We start from the raw sequence: 18382 nt of genomic DNA, 5'->3' as shown, positions 1-18382 counted from the left end.
ACCCACTACCCGCGACACAAAGCGCTCTTAGATTCGCTCCGACGCGTGGCCGAAGTTGTGAAGGCCGGCGGCAGGAGGAGCACATGACACCGCAAGAACGCCAACTGATCGACGACCTGTTCGGCCGTCTCGCCAAGCTGGAGACTGCGCCGCGTGATCCGGAGGCCGTCGCCGCAATTGCCCGCGGGCTGCAGCAGGCGCCCAACGCCGTTTATGCGCTGGTGCAGACCGTGCTGGTCCAGGACGAAGCCCTGAAGCAGGCCCATAACCACATCCAGGACTTGGAGCAGCAGCTTCAGGCGCCGCAGCAGAGCCAGTCATCGGGAGGTTTCCTCGATTCGATGCGTGACAGCATCTTCGGCTCCAGCAAGAGCCAGGGCTCGGTTCCGAACGTGCCCCCTCCGGATGCGGGCCGGCCGGTCTGGAACAGTGGGCAGGTGATGCCGCAAGGCCAGGGCGGCTATCAAGGCGGCGGCTATCAAGGCGGCGGGTATCAACAGGGCGGCTATTACGACCAAGGTGCCCAGCCGCGCGGCGGCATTTTCGGTGGCGGCGGAGGATCGTTCCTCGGCACGGCGGCGGCAACCGCCGCCGGCATGGTCGGCGGCTCGCTGCTCCTGAACAGCTTCCGCGGCATGATGGGCGGCGGCTCGCATCAGGCGTTCGGCGACACCACCATCATCGAAGAACGTCCGTCGCAGAGCCCGTGGGGCGGCGATCAGTCCGGCAGCTCGCTGGCGCGCGATGCCGGCATCGACGATATCGGCCGCTCCGATCATGGCAACCGCTCCGGCCTTTTCGATCAGGCCTCGAATAACGACTACGACGATCGCGGCGACTCCGACATGGACGACGGCGATTACGGCGATGATGACGGCGGCAGCGATTACGCCTGACGCGTCGTGCCCTCCTCGAACAACAAAAGGCCGCCCCTCCGGGCGGCCTTTTCATGACGCCGATCTCGTTTCGAGGGAGGCCTCAGAGCACGACGACGCGGGCGCCGACGCTGACGCGACCATAGAGGTCGATCACGTCCTGATTGCGCATCCGGATGCAGCCGGACGAGACATTGGTGCCGATGGTCCAGGGCTCGTTGGAGCCGTGGATGCGGTAGAGCGAGGAGCCGAGGTACATCGCGCGCGCGCCAAGCGGATTATCAGGTCCGCCGGCCATGTGCCGCGGCAGGTCCGGCCGCCGCGCCAGCATCTCGGCCGGGGGCGTCCAATCCGGCCATTCGCGTTTGGCGGTGATGGACTTCACACCCGACCAGGTGAAGCCGGGCCGCCCCACCCCGATGCCATAGCGCAGCGCTTTGCCCTCGCCCTGCACCAGATAGAGAAACTTGTTCGGCGTATCGATCACGATCGTGCCGGGCTTCTCCCTGCCATCATAATCGACCAGCTGCTTTTCGAATTTCGGATCGAACGGCCGCTGCGCCGCCTCGTAGGCTTCCTCGTCCTCAGGCGTCGCGGCCGGTGGCAGAACGCGCTGCGGCTCACCATAGGACGGCTGCTGCTGATAGGCCGGCGGCCGGTAGCCTCTTCCTTCGCCCTCGCCGAACAGAAACTCGATGAAGCCGCCGCCCATGCGTGTGTGGTCGACATAGGCCGCGCGAGTCGGCGCCGGCTGCGGAGGTGGTCCGGCATAGACAACGGTCGGCTGCTGAAATCCGGCGGCATCGATCGCCGCCGCCTGATCCATCGTTGCAAAACAGGAAGCGCCGGCAAGCAGCGCAATAGTCATGGGCTTGAACATCGACGTACTCTGTACTGTTTCGTCTCGAGACTGTTCATCGTGCGAGGAGGAGTTTGCTCCCGCTTAAGCCTAACTAAGTCCAAAAGCCGATCAGTTTGGTAAACGGATGCCGTGTTTGGATTCACCGTCTCGCGGGTGACAGTGGATTTGCTTGCCAGCGTTTATTTTCGGTGAAGGCAAAGCAGAGGATATTAACCAGCTTCATAGCGCGTATAGACGCGGAAATTGCGCGGTTCCTGCCGTGAACGTGATGTTAAATAGGCTCCGCGTAGAACTGCATGCAGTGAAGGACAGGGATTACCTCTCATGCCGGTTCGCAAACGTTTTCGTATCGAAGAAGCCATTGGCGGCCATCTGCCGGAGCCCGAGATCATCGGCGGCGAAATCGGCCCTCAGCACAGGGAAATCATGGACGAGCTCCGCGCGATCCGCGCTCAAATGGCTAACTTTCGAAGCGGCGGCAATACCTCCGGCAGCTCGGCCAACGTCGCGATCGAAGAGTCCGCGGCCCGCGAGGTCGCCGAGGCGCGCGCGCTGCTCGAGACCTATCGCGCCCAGATCGAACAGTGCGAGAAGCTCAAGATCGAGCTGGACCTGATCCACGACGCGATCAACCGCACCAAGGGCGAGATCGCCACGCTGCACGCCAAGAGCTTCAACGGCGAGGAGATGGCCAAGGTCAATGGCGAACTCGGCGCCGTCGTCGGCGGAACCGAGCAGGCGACCCAGCAGATCCTGGAAGCCGCCGAGGCGATCGACAATGCCGCCAGTGCGCTCGGCAAGGTGACCTCGCCGGACCAGCAGAAGATCCTTAGCGAGGACATCCAGGAGCGCGTGGTCTCGATCTTCGAGGCCTGCAATTTCCAGGACCTGACCGGCCAGCGCATCAACAAGGTCATGACCACGATGAAGTTCATCGAGCACCACATCGTGGTGATGATGGACATCTGGGGCGGCGTCGATGCCATCAAGGCTCACGTGCCGCCGATCGTCGACACCCGCGAAGGCGATGCCAAGCTGTTGAACGGCCCCAAGATGGAGGGCGATGCCGGCCACGCCTCGCAGGACGACATCGACGCGATGTTCAACTGAGCTCGCACAGGCCGGGACGATTGCCCGCCCAGCCCCCTCACTACAAATGCAAACGCCGGCGAATCGCCGGCGTTCTTTGTTTCTGAAGATGAACAGCCCTCCCGCTCAGGCGCGCGGCCCGCAACGGACATAGACCATGGTCTGGTAACGGGTCGCCGCATCCTTGTCGATGAAGCGGGTGATCAGCACGCGTCCGTCGAACGAGACGATCTCGCGATCCTGCTCGCCGCCCGGAGGGCCGGGCGGGCCGATATAGTTCTTGCCGCTGGACGAGCCCTTCACGCGCAGTTCCTGCGGGGTGGCCTGATCGGCCAGATGCATGATCACGCCACCGGATGAACCCGCGCCGATCGTGTAGGGCTGCTTGCACTGCGCGAGCGCCATCTTCTCGGTGCGCGCGCGATCGTTCGGATTGTTGTAGGCCGCAAGCCCCCATTTGCCGACAAGTTCATCCGCGCGAACCGTCGCCGGAACCTCCGGCTCGACGCCCGGCTCCGGCGGGGGCGCGCTCGACTGCGTCAGGCTGAAACTGCTGCAGGCGCCCAAGAACAACGTGAGCACCGAGGCAATCCCCAGCCTGGCAGCCGTCCGCAGGCTACGTGAACTCGTCATGGCATCCCCTTAGAAAACAAGATCGTGGCCACCCCATGCCGCACCCAAGCGCAAAATGGCCGTCGCGGCAACAATGTCGCAACACGACTCCGATGCACGGATTGGTTTACCAAACGCGGCGTCCAATAACAGCCTCAAGAACCGCTTGACCGCTTTGCTTGACAGGATCGGCGCCAAGCCATATTTCCGAGCGGCTATTAGCACTCTGAGGGCACGATTGCTAACGGCGCGAGCCAGTTGCCGCCACCTGAGCGTCAATTGTGGCCGCATTCAGATTCTCTTCCGACAACCCCGGTTCAAGCGCCCCCATAGGGAAACGTCATGGCTAAATCGAAATTCCGTCCGCTGCACGACCGCGTCGTGGTCAAGCGTATCGACGCCGAGGAAAAGACCAAGGGCGGCATCATCATTCCGGACACCGCCAAGGAAAAGCCCTCGCAGGGCGAGGTGGTCGCCGTCGGTCCAGGCGGCCGCGACGAGGCCGGCAAGCTGATCCCGATCGATCTCAAGGTCGGCGACCGCGTGCTGTTCGGCAAGTGGTCCGGCACCGAAGTCAAGCTGGACGGGGAGGAACTCCTGATCATGAAGGAGTCCGACATCATGGGCGTGCTGGCCTGATCCATCCACAGCCTCCGGCACGGATAAACCGTGACCGGAGGCGATCCACATTCTTGCAAGCCTCATCCGGCCGCTCAAGGGCGACGACAGCCCGTGCCGATGGGGTTCCACTGAGGAGCATTTTGAGATGGCAGCCAAGGACGTCAAATTCGCAGGAGACGCGCGCGATCGCATGTTGCGCGGCGTCGACATTCTCGCCAACGCAGTCAAGGTGACGCTCGGGCCGAAGGGCCGCAACGTCGTCATCGAGAAGAGCTTCGGCGCCCCTCGCATCACCAAGGACGGCGTCACCGTCGCCAAGGAGATCGAGCTCGACGACAAGTTCGAGAACATGGGCGCGCAGATGCTGCGCGAGGTCGCCTCCAAGACCAACGACACCGCAGGTGACGGCACGACCACGGCGACCGTGCTGGCTCAGGCGATCGTGCGTGAAGGCGGCAAGGCGGTTGCCGCCGGCATGAACCCGATGGACCTCAAGCGCGGCATCGACATCGCGGTCGCGGCCGTGGTCAAGGACATCGAGAAGCGCGCCAAGCCGGTCGCCTCGTCGTCGGAAGTCGCCCAGGTCGGCACCATCTCCGCGAACGGTGATGCCGCCATCGGCAAGATGATCGCCCAGGCGATGCAGAAGGTCGGCAATGAGGGCGTGATCACGGTCGAGGAGAACAAGTCGCTCGAGACTGAGGTCGACATCGTCGAAGGCATGAAGTTCGACCGCGGCTATCTCTCGCCGTACTTCGTGACGAATGCGGAGAAGATGACCGCCGAGCTCGACGACGTCTACGTGCTGCTGCACGAGAAGAAGCTCTCCGGCCTGCAGGCGATGCTGCCGGTGCTCGAAGCGGTGGTGCAGTCGGGCCGTCCGCTGCTGATCATCGCGGAAGACGTCGAGGGCGAGGCGCTGGCGACGCTGGTCGTGAACCGCCTGCGTGGCGGCCTGAAGGTTGCCGCCGTCAAGGCGCCGGGCTTCGGCGATCGCCGCAAGGCCATGCTGGAGGACATCGCGATCCTGACCGGCGGCCAGCTCATCTCCGAAGAGCTCGGCATGAAGCTCGAGAACGTCAACGTGAAGATGCTCGGCCGCGCCAAGAAGGTCGTGATCGACAAGGAGAACACCACGATCGTCAACGGCGCCGGCAAGAAGCCCGACATCGAGGCGCGCGTGGGCCAGATCAAGGCGCAGATCGAGGAGACCACCTCGGACTACGATCGTGAGAAGCTGCAGGAGCGTCTCGCCAAGCTTGCCGGCGGCGTCGCGGTGATCCGCGTCGGCGGCGCGACCGAGGTCGAGGTCAAGGAGAAGAAGGACCGCGTCGAGGATGCGCTCAATGCCACCCGCGCCGCGGTGCAGGAAGGCATCGTTCCCGGCGGCGGCGTTGCGCTGCTGCGCGCCAAGAAGGCGGTCGGCCGCATCAACAACGACAATCCGGACGTTCAGGCCGGCATCAACATCGTGTTGAAGGCACTGGAAGCGCCGGTGCGCCAGATCTCCGAGAATGCCGGCGTCGAAGGCTCGCTGGTGGTCGGCAAGATCCTGGAGGAGAAGTCCGAGACTTTCGGCTTCGACGCCCAGACCGAGGCCTATGTCGACATGGTTGCGAAGGGCATCATCGATCCGGCCAAGGTGGTGCGCACCGCGCTGCAGGACGCCTCTTCGGTGGCCGGCCTGCTGGTCACCACCGAGGCCATGGTCGCCGAACTGCCGAAGGAAGCCGCGCCCGCGATGCCGGCCGGCAGCGGCATGGGTGGCATGGGCGGTATGGGCTTCTAAGCCCGGTTTCACGCCTCATCGAACATGCGAAGGCCGCCTCCGGGCGGCCTTCTTTTTGACCGATGATTCCAGCGGTTTCACTCGGTCGTCGTTCGTTCCGAGGGCTGTTCATGGCCGATCGGAACGGGCCTTCCGAGCAGGACAGGCTTTCGCTCGAAAATGCGGGAGAACCGCACTAGGGTGCCGTCCAAAATCCGACTCTGGCCTTTATGAGGATTTCCATATGCGCGCGCCTTTGCTCATTGCAGCCGCCGTCCTGGCGGGCTTGCCCGCGTCCGGTTGGGCCCAGCTCAAGAACCAGGCGAGAGCCACTCCGAACGCGACTGAGATCCGGTACTTCACCTCGATCGATGGTCTCATGGATGGCAATGCCGACGTCGTGCTCAAGGAAGTCCGTCAGGGCAAGACCGTGACGGCGGCGACGCTCGACCTCTGCTATCCCATTGCGAAGAACAGCGATCGCAAGGACCGTTTCGTGGTCAACCTCGCGGTCAACGGACAGACGATGACCGGCGCCACGCAGAGCATTGGCGAGAAGGCGCCCGTCAACGTCAAGCTGATGCAGAAAAGCAATGGCGACAGCGTCGAATTCCGTGGCCAGATCAGCATCGGCCAAGAGGTGACGGAGGTCGCTTCCACCGACAATTCCGATATCAGCGAGAAGGAATATCTGGAGAGCCAGAGCACCGATGACGGCATCGTCGCGCAGCCAAAGGATTTCACCGAGGTCTCGCCCGAGGCGATCGCCGTTCGCCTCAAGCTCGATGCCGCAGTCGACTTCCTGAAGAGCCTGAAGGGACAGGACGTCGAGGTTGCGCTCTCCAGCCTGACCGTCGGCTGTGATGCGCTGCGCGCCGGCGAGCAGACCATCAGCATGACAGTCGATCCCGATCGTGCGGCCACGCAGATCGCAAAGGCGAAGGCCATGCCTGGGGTCGTTGCTGCGGGATGGACCACCGGCATTGTCGAGATGGATCGCGCGCTGCGCTTCCCGGCGGCCGACTGGCGTGACGGCGAGAAGATCAACAAGGACAAGCTGGCCGCCGTGGTGTCCGATGTGCTCGCCAAGACCTATGGGGCGAAAGCCACGGGCACGAGCTGGAACGCCACCAACGGCAAGTTGAAGCTCAGCTTCAAGCGGCCGAGCCAGCTGATGCCAGGCCTCGACCTCACCGAGGCGATCGAGGTCACCGGGCTGGTCGCGCCCGACAAACCAGGCGGGACCGACGCGCTGATGCTGTGGATCGGCAATCCGGTGACGACCACGGTCGACGATGCGGCCGGTCCGAAACTGATCGTGGCTGACGAGTCCTCCGGCGAGGAGGACGGCGACCAGCGCGACGATGGCGGCGCAATCAACGCCCTCGCCGCGGCCCTGAAAGCCAAGCGCTGGGACGCCGACAACTCGGTGTGGAAGTGACACCCGTCTGCTCGCGCGATCCGGCAAGCGGAAGTTAGATCCTCATTTCCGAGTCTCGGTTCTATTGATACTGCCCCCGCCGTCATCGTCCGCGAAGGCGGACGATCCAGTACGCCGTGACGTCTGTGTTCGATCTCTTCTGCCGCGGAGTACTGGATGCTCCGCCTGCGCGGAGCATGACAGCGTTGGAGATGGCGAGAGTTCAATCGTCCTGCGACGGCCGATTTCACGGAAACGGTGTTCTAGCGGTCCCTCGCGACAACGCGAAACGCGTTTCGCGGAGATAGGGCTCAGGCAGGAGATCAGATCACAATCCGATTCCGCTGGGCGGGTCACAGGCTCGGGCAATCGCCATGCGCCTCGCCTTTGACGCATCGGCCTTGTTTGTGTTAGACAGCCCGTGCCGAAAATAGGCATGGCCGGATTGGTAAGCCCGGCCTGTTCCCGTCAGAAGCGGGAATGCTATCCCGCCGCTTAGCGGCTTGGACCCACGGCCGGACGGAGTGACGACATCGTCACGCTGCCGGTGGGTCGCGCAAAATCAGCTTTCGGCTCCCGACATCGACGATGCTGCCGCCGTCCGTTTCAACAACCAGAACGGACGGAAGTCATGCATCTCAAACACCTCAATCTCGCAACGTCGGATGTGACGGGTCTCGCCATCTTCTTCGAACGGTTCTTCGCCTTCCGTCGCCTCCTGGAACGCGGCTCCGGAGCTCTCGTGATCCTGCGCAATGACGAGGAGTTCGTGCTCACCCTGATGAAACTGAAGAGGTATGATCCCGCCGGCTATCCCGAGACGTTCCATATTGGCTTTTACGTCGACGGGTTCGCCGCTGTCGAGGCGAAGAGGAACGAGCTCGTGACAGCCGGCCTTGCGCCAGGAGAGATTGAGGATGCTGGTCGCAGCGGCCGCGGCGCGCATTTCTACTGCACCGCGCCCGGCGGAATCGTGATCGAGGTCGCCACGCGACCGCAACTGCAGGGGGCCGCCTAATTAGAGCGTTTTCAAGCGAAGTGGACACCGGTTCGCGTCAAGAAAACGCGTCAAAACAAAAAGCTAGAGCCCCGTTCCGATTCAATCGGAACGGAAAAGGCTCTAGCGTCCCTCGCCTCAGTTGGTGTTGAGGCGGAAGTGCAGCGTCTTGGGGCCGATGAAATAGATCGAATCGCCCTGCCGTTTCCAGCTCGTCGACGCGGTCAGCGTTGCGAGCAGATCGTCATCGGCCTGCGCGCGTCCCGGCGCGCAGTTGCGGTCCTCGATCTGGCTGGCAATGAAGATGATCGTGTTGCCGGCCACCGAGAACTGGCCCTTCCCGCCCTTGCACCACAGCTCGAGCACCACCTCGCCATGGTCGCCGATGTCGAGGTCCGGAACCCGCTTCGATCCCGGCTGCGGCAGCGCGTCGAGGGTCATCTCCATGCCGAACGGAAAGCCCTCATCGGCAAGCGCCGGCACGGTCGCAACCGTCGAGACGAACAAGGCCGCCGCACATCCGGCAACAAAACGCTTCGCAACCACCATGGCCCTCTTCACCTCTCGCGACGCACCGCACGTCCTGCGCGGTCGAAAATAAGGCTGCCACGGCTCCCGCATAATTGTGACCCAAAAATAGCAATCCCCGCGCGGGCCTGACCTGCGCGGGGATTTTGTGAAGCCGTGTCGCAAGCGCTATTTCAGCACCATCTCCGTGAACGGATAGACATAGGCCTGCAGGGTGACAAGGAGACCGACCAAGCAGGCCAGCACGATCGAATGCAGGAAGACGTAGCGCAGGATGGAGCTTTCATGCCCGACCCACTGGGTCGCGGTGGAGGCGACCACGATCGATTGTGCGTCGATCATCTTGCCCATGACGCCGCCCGAGGAGTTGGCGGCTGCCATCAGGATCGGAGACAGTCCGATCTGCTGGGACGTGATCTTCTGCAGATTGCCGAACAGGATGTTGGATGAGGTATCGGATCCGGTCAGCGCCACGCCGAGCCAGCCGAGCAGCGTGCCGAAGAAGGGATAGAGCACGCCGGTTGCGGCGAAGGCGAGGCCCAACGTCGCGTCGACGCCGGCAAGCCGAGTCAGCGTGCCGATTGCCAGCATCGCCGAGATCGTGATCAGCGAGACCGCGCAGAGCTTGATGGTGCGGCCATATTCGGCCAAGAGCCGGCCGGGTCCCATCCCCATCAGAAAGCCGGAGATGATCGCCGCAATGAGCATGCCGGTGCCGGTGAAGGTGACATAGGTGAACGAGAACACTGCGCCTTCCGGCGTCGGTTTCGGCGCCACCGGCGGCACCTTGTTGATCATGTTGTGCAGATCCGGCACCGGATAGTTCCAGGTGAAGATCGAGTTCGCCCAGGCCTTGAAGGCGCCGTTGCCCCAGATCAGCATCACGATGCAGACGATGATCCATGGCAGCAACGCGCTCCACAACTCGCCTTCCGTCAGCGGCGTCCGATCCAGCGGCCTCTGCGCCGTCATCGCCGAGGTCGAATCGTCACGGCTCCGCAGAGCCGGCGAAAGCCAGAGCTGCTTCGGCTGCCACACCCGCAGGAACAGGATCAGGGCGCCCATCGAGATCAGCGAGGCGCCGATGTCGACGATCCAGGGATTGACGTAGTTCGAGATGACGAACTGGGGAATCGCGAACGACAGGCCGGTCACCAGGATTGCCGGCCAGACGTCCTTCATACCTTTCCAGCCGGCAAAGGCCCACACCACCCAGAATGGCACAATCAGCGAGAAGACCGGCAGCTGCCGGCCGACCATGGCGCCCAGGATGTAGGGATCAAGACCAGTGACCGAAGCCAAGCCCTGGATCGGCGTGCCGAGCGCGCCATAGGCCACCGGCGCGGTGTTGGCGATCAGCGACAGGCCGGAGGCCGCGAGCGGTGAGAAGCCCAGCCCGATCAGGATCGAGCCCGTGATCGCCACCGGCGTGCCGAAGCCGGATGCGCCCTCGAAAAAGGCGCCGAAGGAGAACGCCACCAGCAGCAGCTGCAGGCGACGATCCTCAGTGACGCCGCCGACCGCGCGCTTGAGCAGTTCGAACCGGCCACATGAGACAGTGACCTGGTAGAGGAAGATGACGTTCAGCACGATCCAGCCGATCGGGAAGAAGCCCGAGACCACGCCGAGCACCGAGGCGCGGATCGACATGCCGGCCGGCATCGTAAAGACGAAGATCGTGATCAGGTTGGTCACGATCACGGCGATGATGGCGGCGATGTGCGCCTTCACCTTGCCGCTCGCGATCAGGACCAGCAGCGTGACTACCGGCACGGCGGCCGCCACCGTCGACAGGACCTGATTCCCTAACGGGTTATAGATTTGATTCCACATGGCATTCCTCCCCCAACGCAGTTTCTTGGGCCGCGAACGAGCGTCCGGGCCGGGCCGCAAGAACGGAGGGTTTTCGCAAGGTAGGCCAAAAGCTTGCTGGTCGCCCGGACCGCCAAGATCTGCTCAAAATCTCGCGAAATATGACTGTCGCCCGCCTCTCGCTGGCACACGCATGCTAGGGTCTTGGGCAAGGGAACCACAAGCGAGCCCGGATCGTGCCACTTGCGACTTTAGTCTAGTGCTTCGTGTCCGACGCTCGCATGACGCTCGCAGCGCTCACCTCTGCGAATTTCGAAACGAGCACCCGCAACCCCTCCAGCGGGCCGCTGCGGCAGAAAGCTAGAGGACCTTCAATCCACCAGACCGGGACGGCATGAATCCAGTTGAATTGCGTCGTCCGGTTTCACTTGCTTCCGATCCCCAGAGGTCATCGTCCCAGGAGACGGTATTCCGTGAAAAATCTACGCTCGACCCTCGCCATCGTATGGCGGATCGCATCGCCCTATTTCTATTCCGAGGACAAGCTGGCCGGCCGCGGTCTGCTGGCCGCCGTCATCGCGCTGCAGCTCGCCTCGGTCGGAGGCGACGTCCTGATCAACCAGTGGCGTAACCGGTTCTACAATGCGCTGCAGGAGAAGGACTGGAACGGTTTCGTCCGCGAGATGATCGTCTTTTGCGTGCTTGCCGGCATCTTGGTCCTGCTTGCCGTCTACCAGACCTATCTCACCCAGTGGCTTCAGATCCGCTGGCGGAAATGGATGACGACGCGATTCCTCGGCGAGTGGCTGCACAACGCGAACTATTATCGCATGGAGCTGCAGGGCGAAGCCGCCGACAACCCGGACCAGCGCCTCAGCGACGACGTCAAGCAGTTCGTCATTCAGACACTGAGCATCTCGATAGGTCTCTTGGGCTCGATCGTCAGCCTGGCCTCCTTCGTGATCATCCTGTGGGGCCTGTCGGAAGCCGCACCGCTGAGCCTGTTCGGCCATGATATTCCGATCCCCGGCTATCTGGTCTGGGCCGCATTGATCTACGCCATCTTCGGAACGGCGCTGACCCAGTGGATCGGTCGACCGCTGGTGAACCTCAATTTCGAGCAGCAGCGCTATGAGGCCGATTTCCGCTTCAATCTGGTGCGTGTGCGTGAGAACACCGAGCAGATCGCCTTGCTCAAGGGCGAAAGCGCCGAGCGCACGCAACTGTTGCAGCGCTTCGGATCTGTCATCAGCAACTGGTACGGCATCATGAGTCGGACCAAGCGCTTGAACGCGTTCACGAGCAGCTACGCTCAGGCTGCTGTCGTGTTTCCATTCATCCTGATGTCGCCAGCCTTTTTCGCCAACAAGATTCTGCTTGGGGCATTGATCCAAACTGGGGAGGCGTTCGGAAAAGTGCAGGACGCGTTGTCCTTCTTCGTCTCGGCCTATACGACGTTGGCGGACTGGCGTTCGACCGTCGCCCGTCTCGATGGGTTCGAGATGTCGGTCAACAGCGCCGCAAGGCTGCCAAGCAGGAAGCCTACCATCGAGGTGATACCGTCTGGCAATGATGGCATCGGGATCGAGCAGTTGCTGATCCAATTGCCGAACGGAAAAGCTCAGCTTTCCGCCAACGCATTCAGCGTGCGCCCGAACCAGGGCACGCTGGTGATGGGTCCCTCGGGAGCGGGCAAATCGACGCTGTTCCGCGCCATTGCCGGTGTCTGGCCGTTCGGCAGCGGCTCGATCCGCGTCCCGGCGGATGCCAGCCTGATGATGCTGCCGCAGCGGCCGTATTTCCCGATCGGCACGCTGAAGGCTGCCATCACCTATCCGGCTGCCCCGGATTCTTTCACCGCCGCAGAGATCTCGGATGTGCTGACGGCAGTCGGCCTGCCGCAGCTCACGGGGCGGCTCGACGAGAATGCTCACTGGAATCGGATGTTGTCGCTCGGCGAGCAGCAGCGCCTTGGCCTCACCCGCGCCCTCTTGCACCGGCCGCAATATCTGTTCCTGGACGAAGCCACGGCGTCGCTGGACGAACCGTCGGAGGCGCGGCTCTACCACCTGCTGCAGGAGCGGCTGCCCACGACCACCATCGTCTCGATCGGCCATCGCTCGACCTTACGCGATTTCCATGAGCGCACGGTCGAGCTCGTGCACGAGGGCGACGGCTTCACGCTGCAGCCGAAGGAAGTTGCGGCAGTCTCGGAATAGAGCGTTTTCAAGCGAAGTGGAAACCGGTTCGCATCAAGAAAACGCGTCAAAACAAAAGCTAGAGCCCCGTTCCGATTCAATCGGAACGGAAAAGGCTCTAGCGCGCAAACGCAAGAAGGGCGGCAGATGGCTCTGCCGCCCTTCGCTTTGGAGATCCCTGAGACGAAGCTTACTTCAGGTTGGTCATCGCGGTCAGGTCGGCCGAGAGCTTGGCGACGCCGGCGGCGCCGCACCAGTTGGAGCCGAAGCCACCCGGGTTGATCGCGGTGATGTTGGAGGTGCTGAAGCTGGTGGTCGAGAAGTCGCTGGTGAAGGCGTTGCACGAGGCCTTCGACAGGTCGGTGTCGTAGTAGCGCAGATCCAGCGTGAACACCTTGTAGGTGAAGCCGACGCCGATATTCCAGGTGTTGTAGCTCGGCTCGGGAATGCCGGCCGAGTAGTTGGCCAGCGCGCTGGTCACGCCATAGAACGAGTCGGAGGTGCCGAGCCACTGACGGCCGAACTCACCCGAGACGTACATGCCGACGCCGCTCGAGCCGAAGATGGTCGACGGCGCGGTCCACTTGGCGGTGATCGAGGAGTAGTTGCCCCAGGCGCCAAGGTTCAGGAAGTTCGGCGAGTAATATTCGTTGAAGCCCACCGCCCACTGGTCGTTGAGGGTGATGTTGAGCTTGGCATAGCCTTCGAAGAAGCTCGCGTCCTTCTTGGCAACGTTGCCGTTGACCGGCAGGTTGCCGTTCAGCACGCATTGCGCGTCGGAGCCGGGAATGCCGGAGCCGGGCGCCGCCGCGGCGTTGAAGCACGACCCGCCCGGATACAGGTAGCCCCAGACGCCGAAGTCGAAGGCGAACATGCCGAAGGTCGGACGGATACCGCCGTAGATGTCGATCTCGGCGGCGGCGCGGTTCGGGAACGAGATGCTCTCACCGGACACGCCGACATAGAGCTGCAGGTCCTTGTTGACGTTGTAGCGCGGCTCGAAATAGGCGGCGACCGAGGCATTGTGGTTGGACTGGGTCACGCCGCGGAAGATGTAGTCGTTCATGACGGCGCTGCCGAACGCGACGTCCCAGGGCTCGAACGGGGGTGGCGGGGGCGCCTTCAGGGCCTTGACCGGCAAATCCGCCGCAAGAGCCGAACCCGTTACCATTGCCAGCGCCGTTGCCAACAAAGTCAATTTCCTCATGAGGATCCCCATCACCCTTACGTTCATGCATCGGCCCGATTTCGGTGCCCCCCAGGACACATGCGAGCGCCGACTGCGTCATAGCTGCGGCAGGATGTGACGGAACCGTCTCCGGCGTGAAGCAAAAAAGCGCGGCATCTGCCGACTTTTTGGGCGTTTGGGCGGCTCTACGGTAGGTTGTCCGCCGTTGTTGCATTTCGACAACAAGTTTGGGGCTGATCTTCTCCGGCCATCTACGGGCCGGCGGCAGCCGCCGCGCCGGCCGGATGCCTAACACGTCATCGGCACGAATCAGTTCGCGGGCGCCGGCGGGAGGCTTCCTGGAAGCTCGGCGGCGGGCACCACGTTGAAATGGGCATCGTCAGCGGCCGACGAACGCGGCACATGAAAAAGGGCCGCAGCGCTGCCGCCGCGGCCCCGTCCGGATCAATCTGGCGACAACGTTTCAGCTCTCGTGATCGCCCGCAGCAGCAGCGGCCTCGTCCTCGTCGCCGCCCTGATGGCTTGGCGTGGATACAGCCTCCGAGCTCGGTGTCGCCCAGCTCGTCTCCGCCTCGGTCGTCTCGGGCGTGTGCTCAACCAGCGGGGCCTGCTTGGCGGCGCGTTTCTTCGCGGTCTTTTTCGGGGCGGGCGGCGCGCTGGCGGCGGTGGGGCTCGCGGCTGCCTTGGCGGCTTTCTTAGCTGCTTTCGGTGCCTTCTTGGCTGGCGCCTTTGCAGCTTTCGCGGCGGCTTTCTTGGCTTTCTTTGCGGGGGCCTTGGCCGCCTTCGCAGCCTTCTTTGCTGCTTTCTTGGCCGATGTCTTCGGGGCCTTCTTGGCTGATTTCTTTGCGGCCTTCTTCGAGGCTTTCTTGGCCGCCTTCTTCGCCTGCGCCATCAGCTTCTTTTTCTTCTTGTCCTTTTCGTCTTTCTTTTTCTTGTCCTTCGCCATCATGATCCTCCTGTTGCCGACGCAACGATTGACACTGCGCCGGTTAAGGACAGGCCCGCCGCGCGGGGCCGATCCATCAATTCAGTTCTGGCCGAGGACCGCCCGTCGCCCAGTCGAGAAGCTCAATCGTGTGGACCACGGGGACGGATGTGCCGCTGGCAATCTGCATCATGCATCCGATATTGCCCGCCGCAATCACATCCGGCCCGACGCTCGCGATGTTGGCGACCTTGCGATCGCGCAGTCTCGTCGCAATGTCAGGCTGGAGAATGTTGTAGGTCCCCGCCGAACCGCAACACAAATGGCTCTCCGGTATATCTTTCACTACGAATCCGTTCTTGGAAAGCAATTCTTTCGGAAGGCCTGTGATTTTCTGCCCGTGCTGCAGCGAACATGCGGAGTGATAGGCCACGACGACATCGCGATGATCGCCGTCTCGCGCCTGCAATTCCAGCGCGCCGAGATATTCGCTGATGTCCTTGGTAAGCGCGGAGACGGTCGCGGCAGATGCAGCAAATTGCGGGTCTTCCCGCAGCATATGGCCGTAGTCCTTGATCACGGTTCCGCAGCCCGACGTCGTCACCAGGATGGCATCTAAGCCGCCGCGCGCGGCCTCCGCAGTCCACGCCCTGATGTTGGCGCGCGCGCTGGCCAGCGCCTCGTCGTCGCGGCCCATGTGATGGGTGAGCGCGCCGCAGCATTGCTCGTCGCGGACCAGCACCACCTCGATGCCGTGGCGTGTGAGCACGCGAATCGCCGCCTCGTTGATCCGCGGCGCCAGCGCTTGCTGCGCGCATCCCTGCAGCAGCGCAACCCGCCCGCGTCGCGGGCCCTGCGCTCCGAACACGGCGCCGGGCGCTGGACCGGGCGCCGGCAGGCTGGCGCTAGGGGCCAATGCCAGCATCGCCCTGATCCGCCGCAGCAGGCTCGGATTCGGGCTAGCCGAAACCGGGGGCGACGGCAGCAGGGCTGCCAGCGGCCGGCCGATCCGCGCCAGCGTCATGGCGATCCGAAACACGCCGGGCCTCGGCAGCACGAAAGCCAGCACGGAGCGCAGCAGCCGATCGGTCAGCGGCCGCTGGTAGGTCTTCTCGATGCGGACCCGCGCCTGGTCGACCAGGTGCATGTAGTGGACGCCGGAGGGACAGGTCGTCATGCAGGCCAGGCAGGACAGGCAGCGGTCGATATGCTTGACGACTTCGGCAGTCGGCGCCTGGTCCTTCTCCAGCATCTGCTTGATCAGGTAGATCCGCCCCCGCGGGCTGTCGAGCTCGTCGCCGAGCAGCACATAGGTCGGACAGGTCGCGGTGCAGAAGCCGCAATGGACGCAGGCGCGCAGGATCTTGTCGGCGACGGCGATATCGGGATCGGCGAGCTGCGCCAGGCTGAATTCGGTCTTCATGGTGCAAGGCTCCGGCGCATACGGCCGCGATTGAGAATGATCTTGGGATCGAAGGCGTGGCGGACGCGCTCCTCCAGCGCGGCGACGCCAGGAGCCTGCGGCTGGAACACATCGACCGTGCGCCGGACGTCCTCCGAGGCCCGCAGCAGCGTGGCATGGCCGGAGGCGGCCGCGACGCGCTGGCGCACCAGGCCGGCCTGCGCATCCGCACTCGGCGGCAGCGCGGCCCAGATCAGCCCGCCCCCCCAATCGTAGATCACCTGCCCGTCCGTCTCCCGCGCCAGCGCCTGTCCCAGCGCGCCGCCAGCGGCCGGCGGGCAGACGATGCGCCACACCGGCCAGTCCCCGACCGGCCCTCCCGCCGCAAACGGCAGCACGTCGCGCAGCGCGCCCCACGCCGCGGCGGACGCCGCGTCCTCAATGATTTCGGCATCGCCGAACGGCGCCAATTGCCTGGCAAGCGAGGCCGCGCGATCGGCGGCGGACGCCGTGATGCCCTCCAACCGCAGCAAGGTCAGCGCCTGCCCCGGCGACCCGATCCGCGCCAGCGCCTCGACCTCGGACCACGAGGTGGAGGCCGGCAGATGCGCGGCGCCGGAGACGTCGAACGGCGAGCCGAGCGCAGCTGTCATGGCCTGGTTCGCTTTGAGATCATCGAGCCCGCGCAGCACCAAGGTGCGCTCGGCTTCGGGCCGCGGCATCACCTTGAGCGTCACCTCGGTCATCACCGCGAGCGTGCCCCAGGACCCTGCCAGCAGCTTGCAGAGGTCGTAGCCGGTGACGTTCTTCACCACCTTGCCGCCGGTCTTGAAGCTGTCGCCGAAGCCCGACACGGCATGCGCCCCGAGCAGGTGGTCGCGCGCCCCGCCGGCCTTGACGCGGCGCGGACCGGCCAGCCCCGCCGCGATCATGCCGCCAATTGTTCCCTTGTCTTGCGTGCCCCTGCCCCGCGTGCCCAGCAGCGGTGCGGTATCGACCGGCTCGAACGCGAATTGCTGGTTCTTGGAATCGATCAGCGACAGCACGTCCGAAAGCGGCGCACCGGCCTGCACCGTGATGATCAGCTCGTTCGGCTCATAGGCAGTGACGGCGTTCAGTGCCGAGAGGTCCAGCACCGCGTTGGTGGCCATGACCTGCCCGACCTGGCGCCTGGTGCCGTGCCCGATGATCTCGAGCGGCTGCTCACCTGCGATGGCCGCGCGGACCACCTCCTCCACGTCGGCTGCGTTGCGTACTTTGAGGGCGTCCACCACTGCTGGCCTTGCTTGATTGTGACGATCGAGCGGATGCGCGAGGCGACCGCTGCCATTGCAGCCTTTCTAATGCGTTGGAGGCCGGACACAAGGGCAGGCGTGACGGAACATGCAGCCTGCGCTTGGCGTATCCGCTTCGATGCCGCGGAAGCGCTCAGGAGCGCGCGTCATCCCGCAACCATCGTTCATCCACGATCGAACTATCCGCTGCTGAACGGAGCTATCGATGGCCTCGCAGATCTCCGAAAGAAAGGATGAGGACAATGGCCCGATATGCAATCGATACGAAGACCGTAAGCGAGGCCGTCAGCGGCGGCGGCCTGCTGGTGGTGGCGCAATGGGAGGCCAGGGATGGCGAGGCCGACCGCGTCGCCGAGATCCTGTCACGCTTCCTGCCCGAGGCGCAGCAGGAGCCCGGCGTGCAACTGTTCCTGATCTCCCGCGCCAAGGATAACCCGGCGCAGTTCCTGTTCTACGAACTGTTCCGCGACGAGGCCGCCTTCAAGGCGCATCAGGAGAGCGATCACTTCAAGACCTATATCGGCGGCCAGGCCCTGCCCTTGCTGGCGCGGCGCGAGCGGGCGCAATACAACTTGATGTAGACGAGCGTGTCGTGAAGTATTTCAAATCGAAGGGCCGAGGCTGGCAGACCATGATTGATGACGCCCTGGTCGAGATCGTCGCAAAGAAACCAACGAAGAAGCGCAAGGCAGCGAAGAAGTCACCCCGCCAGGCCGCGTGAGCGGCTGGTGAAGCAATCGGTATTGCAGCGCGTCCAGAGGTCCGCTCGGACTGTACCGTGCTTGTCAC

Annotated in this window: 16 protein-coding genes and 1 pseudogene; 9 read left to right on the top strand and 8 right to left on the bottom strand. The window is 63.7% G+C overall.

What is annotated here, in order from left to right:
* Window positions 1–83: 83 nt before the first annotated feature.
* Complete coding sequence (locus P6U24_RS09495) at window positions 84–896, top strand: DUF2076 domain-containing protein (protein WP_407158867.1); 813 nt, start codon at window positions 84–86, stop codon at window positions 894–896.
* 82 nt (window positions 897–978) lie between these two features.
* Here P6U24_RS09495 and P6U24_RS09490 read toward each other — a convergent pair whose 3' ends face one another.
* Window positions 979–1755 carry a L,D-transpeptidase gene (locus P6U24_RS09490; protein ID WP_407158866.1) on the bottom strand — a complete coding sequence of 259 codons (777 nt, stop codon included), beginning with the start codon at window positions 1753–1755 and terminating at the stop codon, window positions 979–981.
* 306 nt (window positions 1756–2061) lie between these two features.
* Here P6U24_RS09490 and P6U24_RS09485 point away from each other — a divergent pair, with 306 nt between their 5' ends.
* A complete protein-coding gene (locus tag P6U24_RS09485) occupies window positions 2062–2847 on the top strand; it encodes a protein phosphatase CheZ (protein WP_407158865.1) in 786 nt (261 codons plus the stop codon).
* Between the two features lie 105 nt (window positions 2848–2952).
* Here the strand turns inward: P6U24_RS09485 and P6U24_RS09480 are convergent, their stop codons facing one another.
* Window positions 2953–3459: a hypothetical protein gene (locus P6U24_RS09480; RefSeq protein WP_407158864.1), complete on the bottom strand. Its 507-nt coding sequence runs from the start codon at window positions 3457–3459 to the stop codon at window positions 2953–2955.
* Window positions 3460–3780: 321 nt separating this feature from the next.
* Between P6U24_RS09480 and groES the strand changes: the two genes are divergently transcribed.
* The 4 genes from groES (at window position 3781) to P6U24_RS09460 (ending at window position 8265) form a co-directional block, all read left to right on the top strand.
* Window positions 3781–4077: a co-chaperone GroES gene (gene groES, locus P6U24_RS09475; protein ID WP_291615082.1), complete on the top strand. Its 297-nt coding sequence runs from the start codon at window positions 3781–3783 to the stop codon at window positions 4075–4077.
* Window positions 4078–4204: 127 nt separating this feature from the next.
* Window positions 4205–5848, top strand: a complete 1644-nt coding sequence (gene groL, locus P6U24_RS09470; RefSeq protein WP_407158863.1) for a chaperonin GroEL — start codon at window positions 4205–4207, stop codon at window positions 5846–5848.
* A 223-nt stretch (window positions 5849–6071) separates the two neighbouring features.
* Window positions 6072–7268, top strand: coding sequence for a hypothetical protein (locus tag P6U24_RS09465; RefSeq protein WP_407158862.1), 1197 nt, complete (start codon window positions 6072–6074; stop codon window positions 7266–7268).
* A 610-nt stretch (window positions 7269–7878) separates the two neighbouring features.
* On the top strand, window positions 7879–8265 hold the full coding sequence (locus P6U24_RS09460) for a VOC family protein (RefSeq protein ID WP_407158861.1): 387 nt from the start codon (window positions 7879–7881) through the stop codon (window positions 8263–8265).
* A 117-nt stretch (window positions 8266–8382) separates the two neighbouring features.
* Here P6U24_RS09460 and P6U24_RS09455 read toward each other — a convergent pair whose 3' ends face one another.
* Both P6U24_RS09455 and P6U24_RS09450 read right to left on the bottom strand, forming a co-directional pair.
* Window positions 8383–8793, bottom strand: a complete 411-nt coding sequence (locus P6U24_RS09455; protein WP_407158860.1) for an META domain-containing protein — start codon at window positions 8791–8793, stop codon at window positions 8383–8385.
* 147 nt (window positions 8794–8940) lie between these two features.
* The gene (locus P6U24_RS09450; protein ID WP_407158859.1) at window positions 8941–10605 is read right to left on the bottom strand and encodes an L-lactate permease; all 1665 of its coding nucleotides are present in this window, start codon (window positions 10603–10605) and stop codon (window positions 8941–8943) included.
* Window positions 10606–11057: 452 nt separating this feature from the next.
* Between P6U24_RS09450 and P6U24_RS09445 the strand changes: the two genes are divergently transcribed.
* Entirely contained in the window at window positions 11058–12803 is a 1746-nt protein-coding gene (locus P6U24_RS09445; RefSeq protein ID WP_407158858.1) for an ABC transporter ATP-binding protein/permease, read from the top strand.
* A gap of 169 nt (window positions 12804–12972) precedes the next feature.
* On the opposite strand, the gene P6U24_RS09440 is transcribed toward P6U24_RS09445, so the two are convergent.
* The 4 genes from P6U24_RS09440 to P6U24_RS09425 all read right to left on the bottom strand — a co-directional run bounded on the left by P6U24_RS09440 (window position 12973) and on the right by P6U24_RS09425 (window position 17569).
* Window positions 12973–13989: a TorF family putative porin gene (locus tag P6U24_RS09440; protein WP_407158857.1), complete on the bottom strand. Its 1017-nt coding sequence runs from the start codon at window positions 13987–13989 to the stop codon at window positions 12973–12975.
* Between the two features lie 445 nt (window positions 13990–14434).
* The gene (locus P6U24_RS09435; RefSeq protein WP_407158856.1) at window positions 14435–14920 is read right to left on the bottom strand and encodes a hypothetical protein; all 486 of its coding nucleotides are present in this window, start codon (window positions 14918–14920) and stop codon (window positions 14435–14437) included.
* 73 nt (window positions 14921–14993) lie between these two features.
* The gene (gene glcF / locus P6U24_RS09430; protein WP_407158855.1) at window positions 14994–16319 is read right to left on the bottom strand and encodes a glycolate oxidase subunit GlcF; all 1326 of its coding nucleotides are present in this window, start codon (window positions 16317–16319) and stop codon (window positions 14994–14996) included.
* Complete coding sequence (locus P6U24_RS09425; RefSeq protein ID WP_407158854.1) at window positions 16316–17569, bottom strand: FAD-binding protein; 1254 nt, start codon at window positions 17567–17569, stop codon at window positions 16316–16318. Before P6U24_RS09425 ends, glcF begins: the two co-directional genes overlap by 4 nt.
* A 266-nt stretch (window positions 17570–17835) precedes the next feature.
* Here P6U24_RS09425 and P6U24_RS09420 point away from each other — a divergent pair, with 266 nt between their 5' ends.
* Both P6U24_RS09420 and P6U24_RS09415 read left to right on the top strand, forming a co-directional pair.
* Window positions 17836–18174, top strand: coding sequence for a putative quinol monooxygenase (locus P6U24_RS09420; protein WP_407158853.1), 339 nt, complete (start codon window positions 17836–17838; stop codon window positions 18172–18174).
* A pseudogene (locus tag P6U24_RS09415) lies at window positions 18150–18314 on the top strand (BrnA antitoxin family protein); the annotation flags it as partial. The gene P6U24_RS09420 and the pseudogene P6U24_RS09415, both read left to right, overlap by 25 nt.
* Between the last annotated feature and the right edge of the window lie 68 nt (window positions 18315–18382).

The sequence above is a fragment of the Bradyrhizobium sp. STM 3557 genome, from assembly GCF_045571465.1.
Lineage (GTDB): Bacteria > Pseudomonadota > Alphaproteobacteria > Rhizobiales > Xanthobacteraceae > Bradyrhizobium.
The sequence above is the reverse complement of the archived record's forward strand: the minus strand, read 5'-3'. Positions and strand labels throughout refer to the sequence as shown.

Bases quoted from the DNA above. Each gene is read 5' to 3' on its own strand.
- groES (WP_291615082.1), top strand. From the start codon at position 3,781: ATGGCTAAATCGAAATTCCGTCCGCTGCACGACCGCGTCGTGGTCAAG.
- groL (WP_407158863.1), top strand. From the start codon at position 4,205: ATGGCAGCCAAGGACGTCAAATTCGCAGGAGACGCGCGCGATCGCATG.
- P6U24_RS09440 (WP_407158857.1), bottom strand. From the start codon at position 13,989: ATGAGGAAATTGACTTTGTTGGCAACGGCGCTGGCAATGGTAACGGGT.
- P6U24_RS09455 (WP_407158860.1), bottom strand. From the start codon at position 8,793: ATGGTGGTTGCGAAGCGTTTTGTTGCCGGATGTGCGGCGGCCTTGTTC.
- P6U24_RS09480 (WP_407158864.1), bottom strand. From the start codon at position 3,459: ATGACGAGTTCACGTAGCCTGCGGACGGCTGCCAGGCTGGGGATTGCC.
- P6U24_RS09450 (WP_407158859.1), bottom strand. From the start codon at position 10,605: ATGTGGAATCAAATCTATAACCCGTTAGGGAATCAGGTCCTGTCGACG.
- P6U24_RS09460 (WP_407158861.1), top strand. From the start codon at position 7,879: ATGCATCTCAAACACCTCAATCTCGCAACGTCGGATGTGACGGGTCTC.
- P6U24_RS09485 (WP_407158865.1), top strand. From the start codon at position 2,062: ATGCCGGTTCGCAAACGTTTTCGTATCGAAGAAGCCATTGGCGGCCAT.
- glcF (WP_407158855.1), bottom strand. From the start codon at position 16,319: ATGAAGACCGAATTCAGCCTGGCGCAGCTCGCCGATCCCGATATCGCC.
- P6U24_RS09490 (WP_407158866.1), bottom strand. From the start codon at position 1,755: ATGTTCAAGCCCATGACTATTGCGCTGCTTGCCGGCGCTTCCTGTTTT.
- P6U24_RS09465 (WP_407158862.1), top strand. From the start codon at position 6,072: ATGCGCGCGCCTTTGCTCATTGCAGCCGCCGTCCTGGCGGGCTTGCCC.
- P6U24_RS09495 (WP_407158867.1), top strand. From the start codon at position 84: ATGACACCGCAAGAACGCCAACTGATCGACGACCTGTTCGGCCGTCTC.
- P6U24_RS09420 (WP_407158853.1), top strand. From the start codon at position 17,836: ATGGCCCGATATGCAATCGATACGAAGACCGTAAGCGAGGCCGTCAGC.
- P6U24_RS09435 (WP_407158856.1), bottom strand. From the start codon at position 14,920: ATGATGGCGAAGGACAAGAAAAAGAAAGACGAAAAGGACAAGAAGAAA.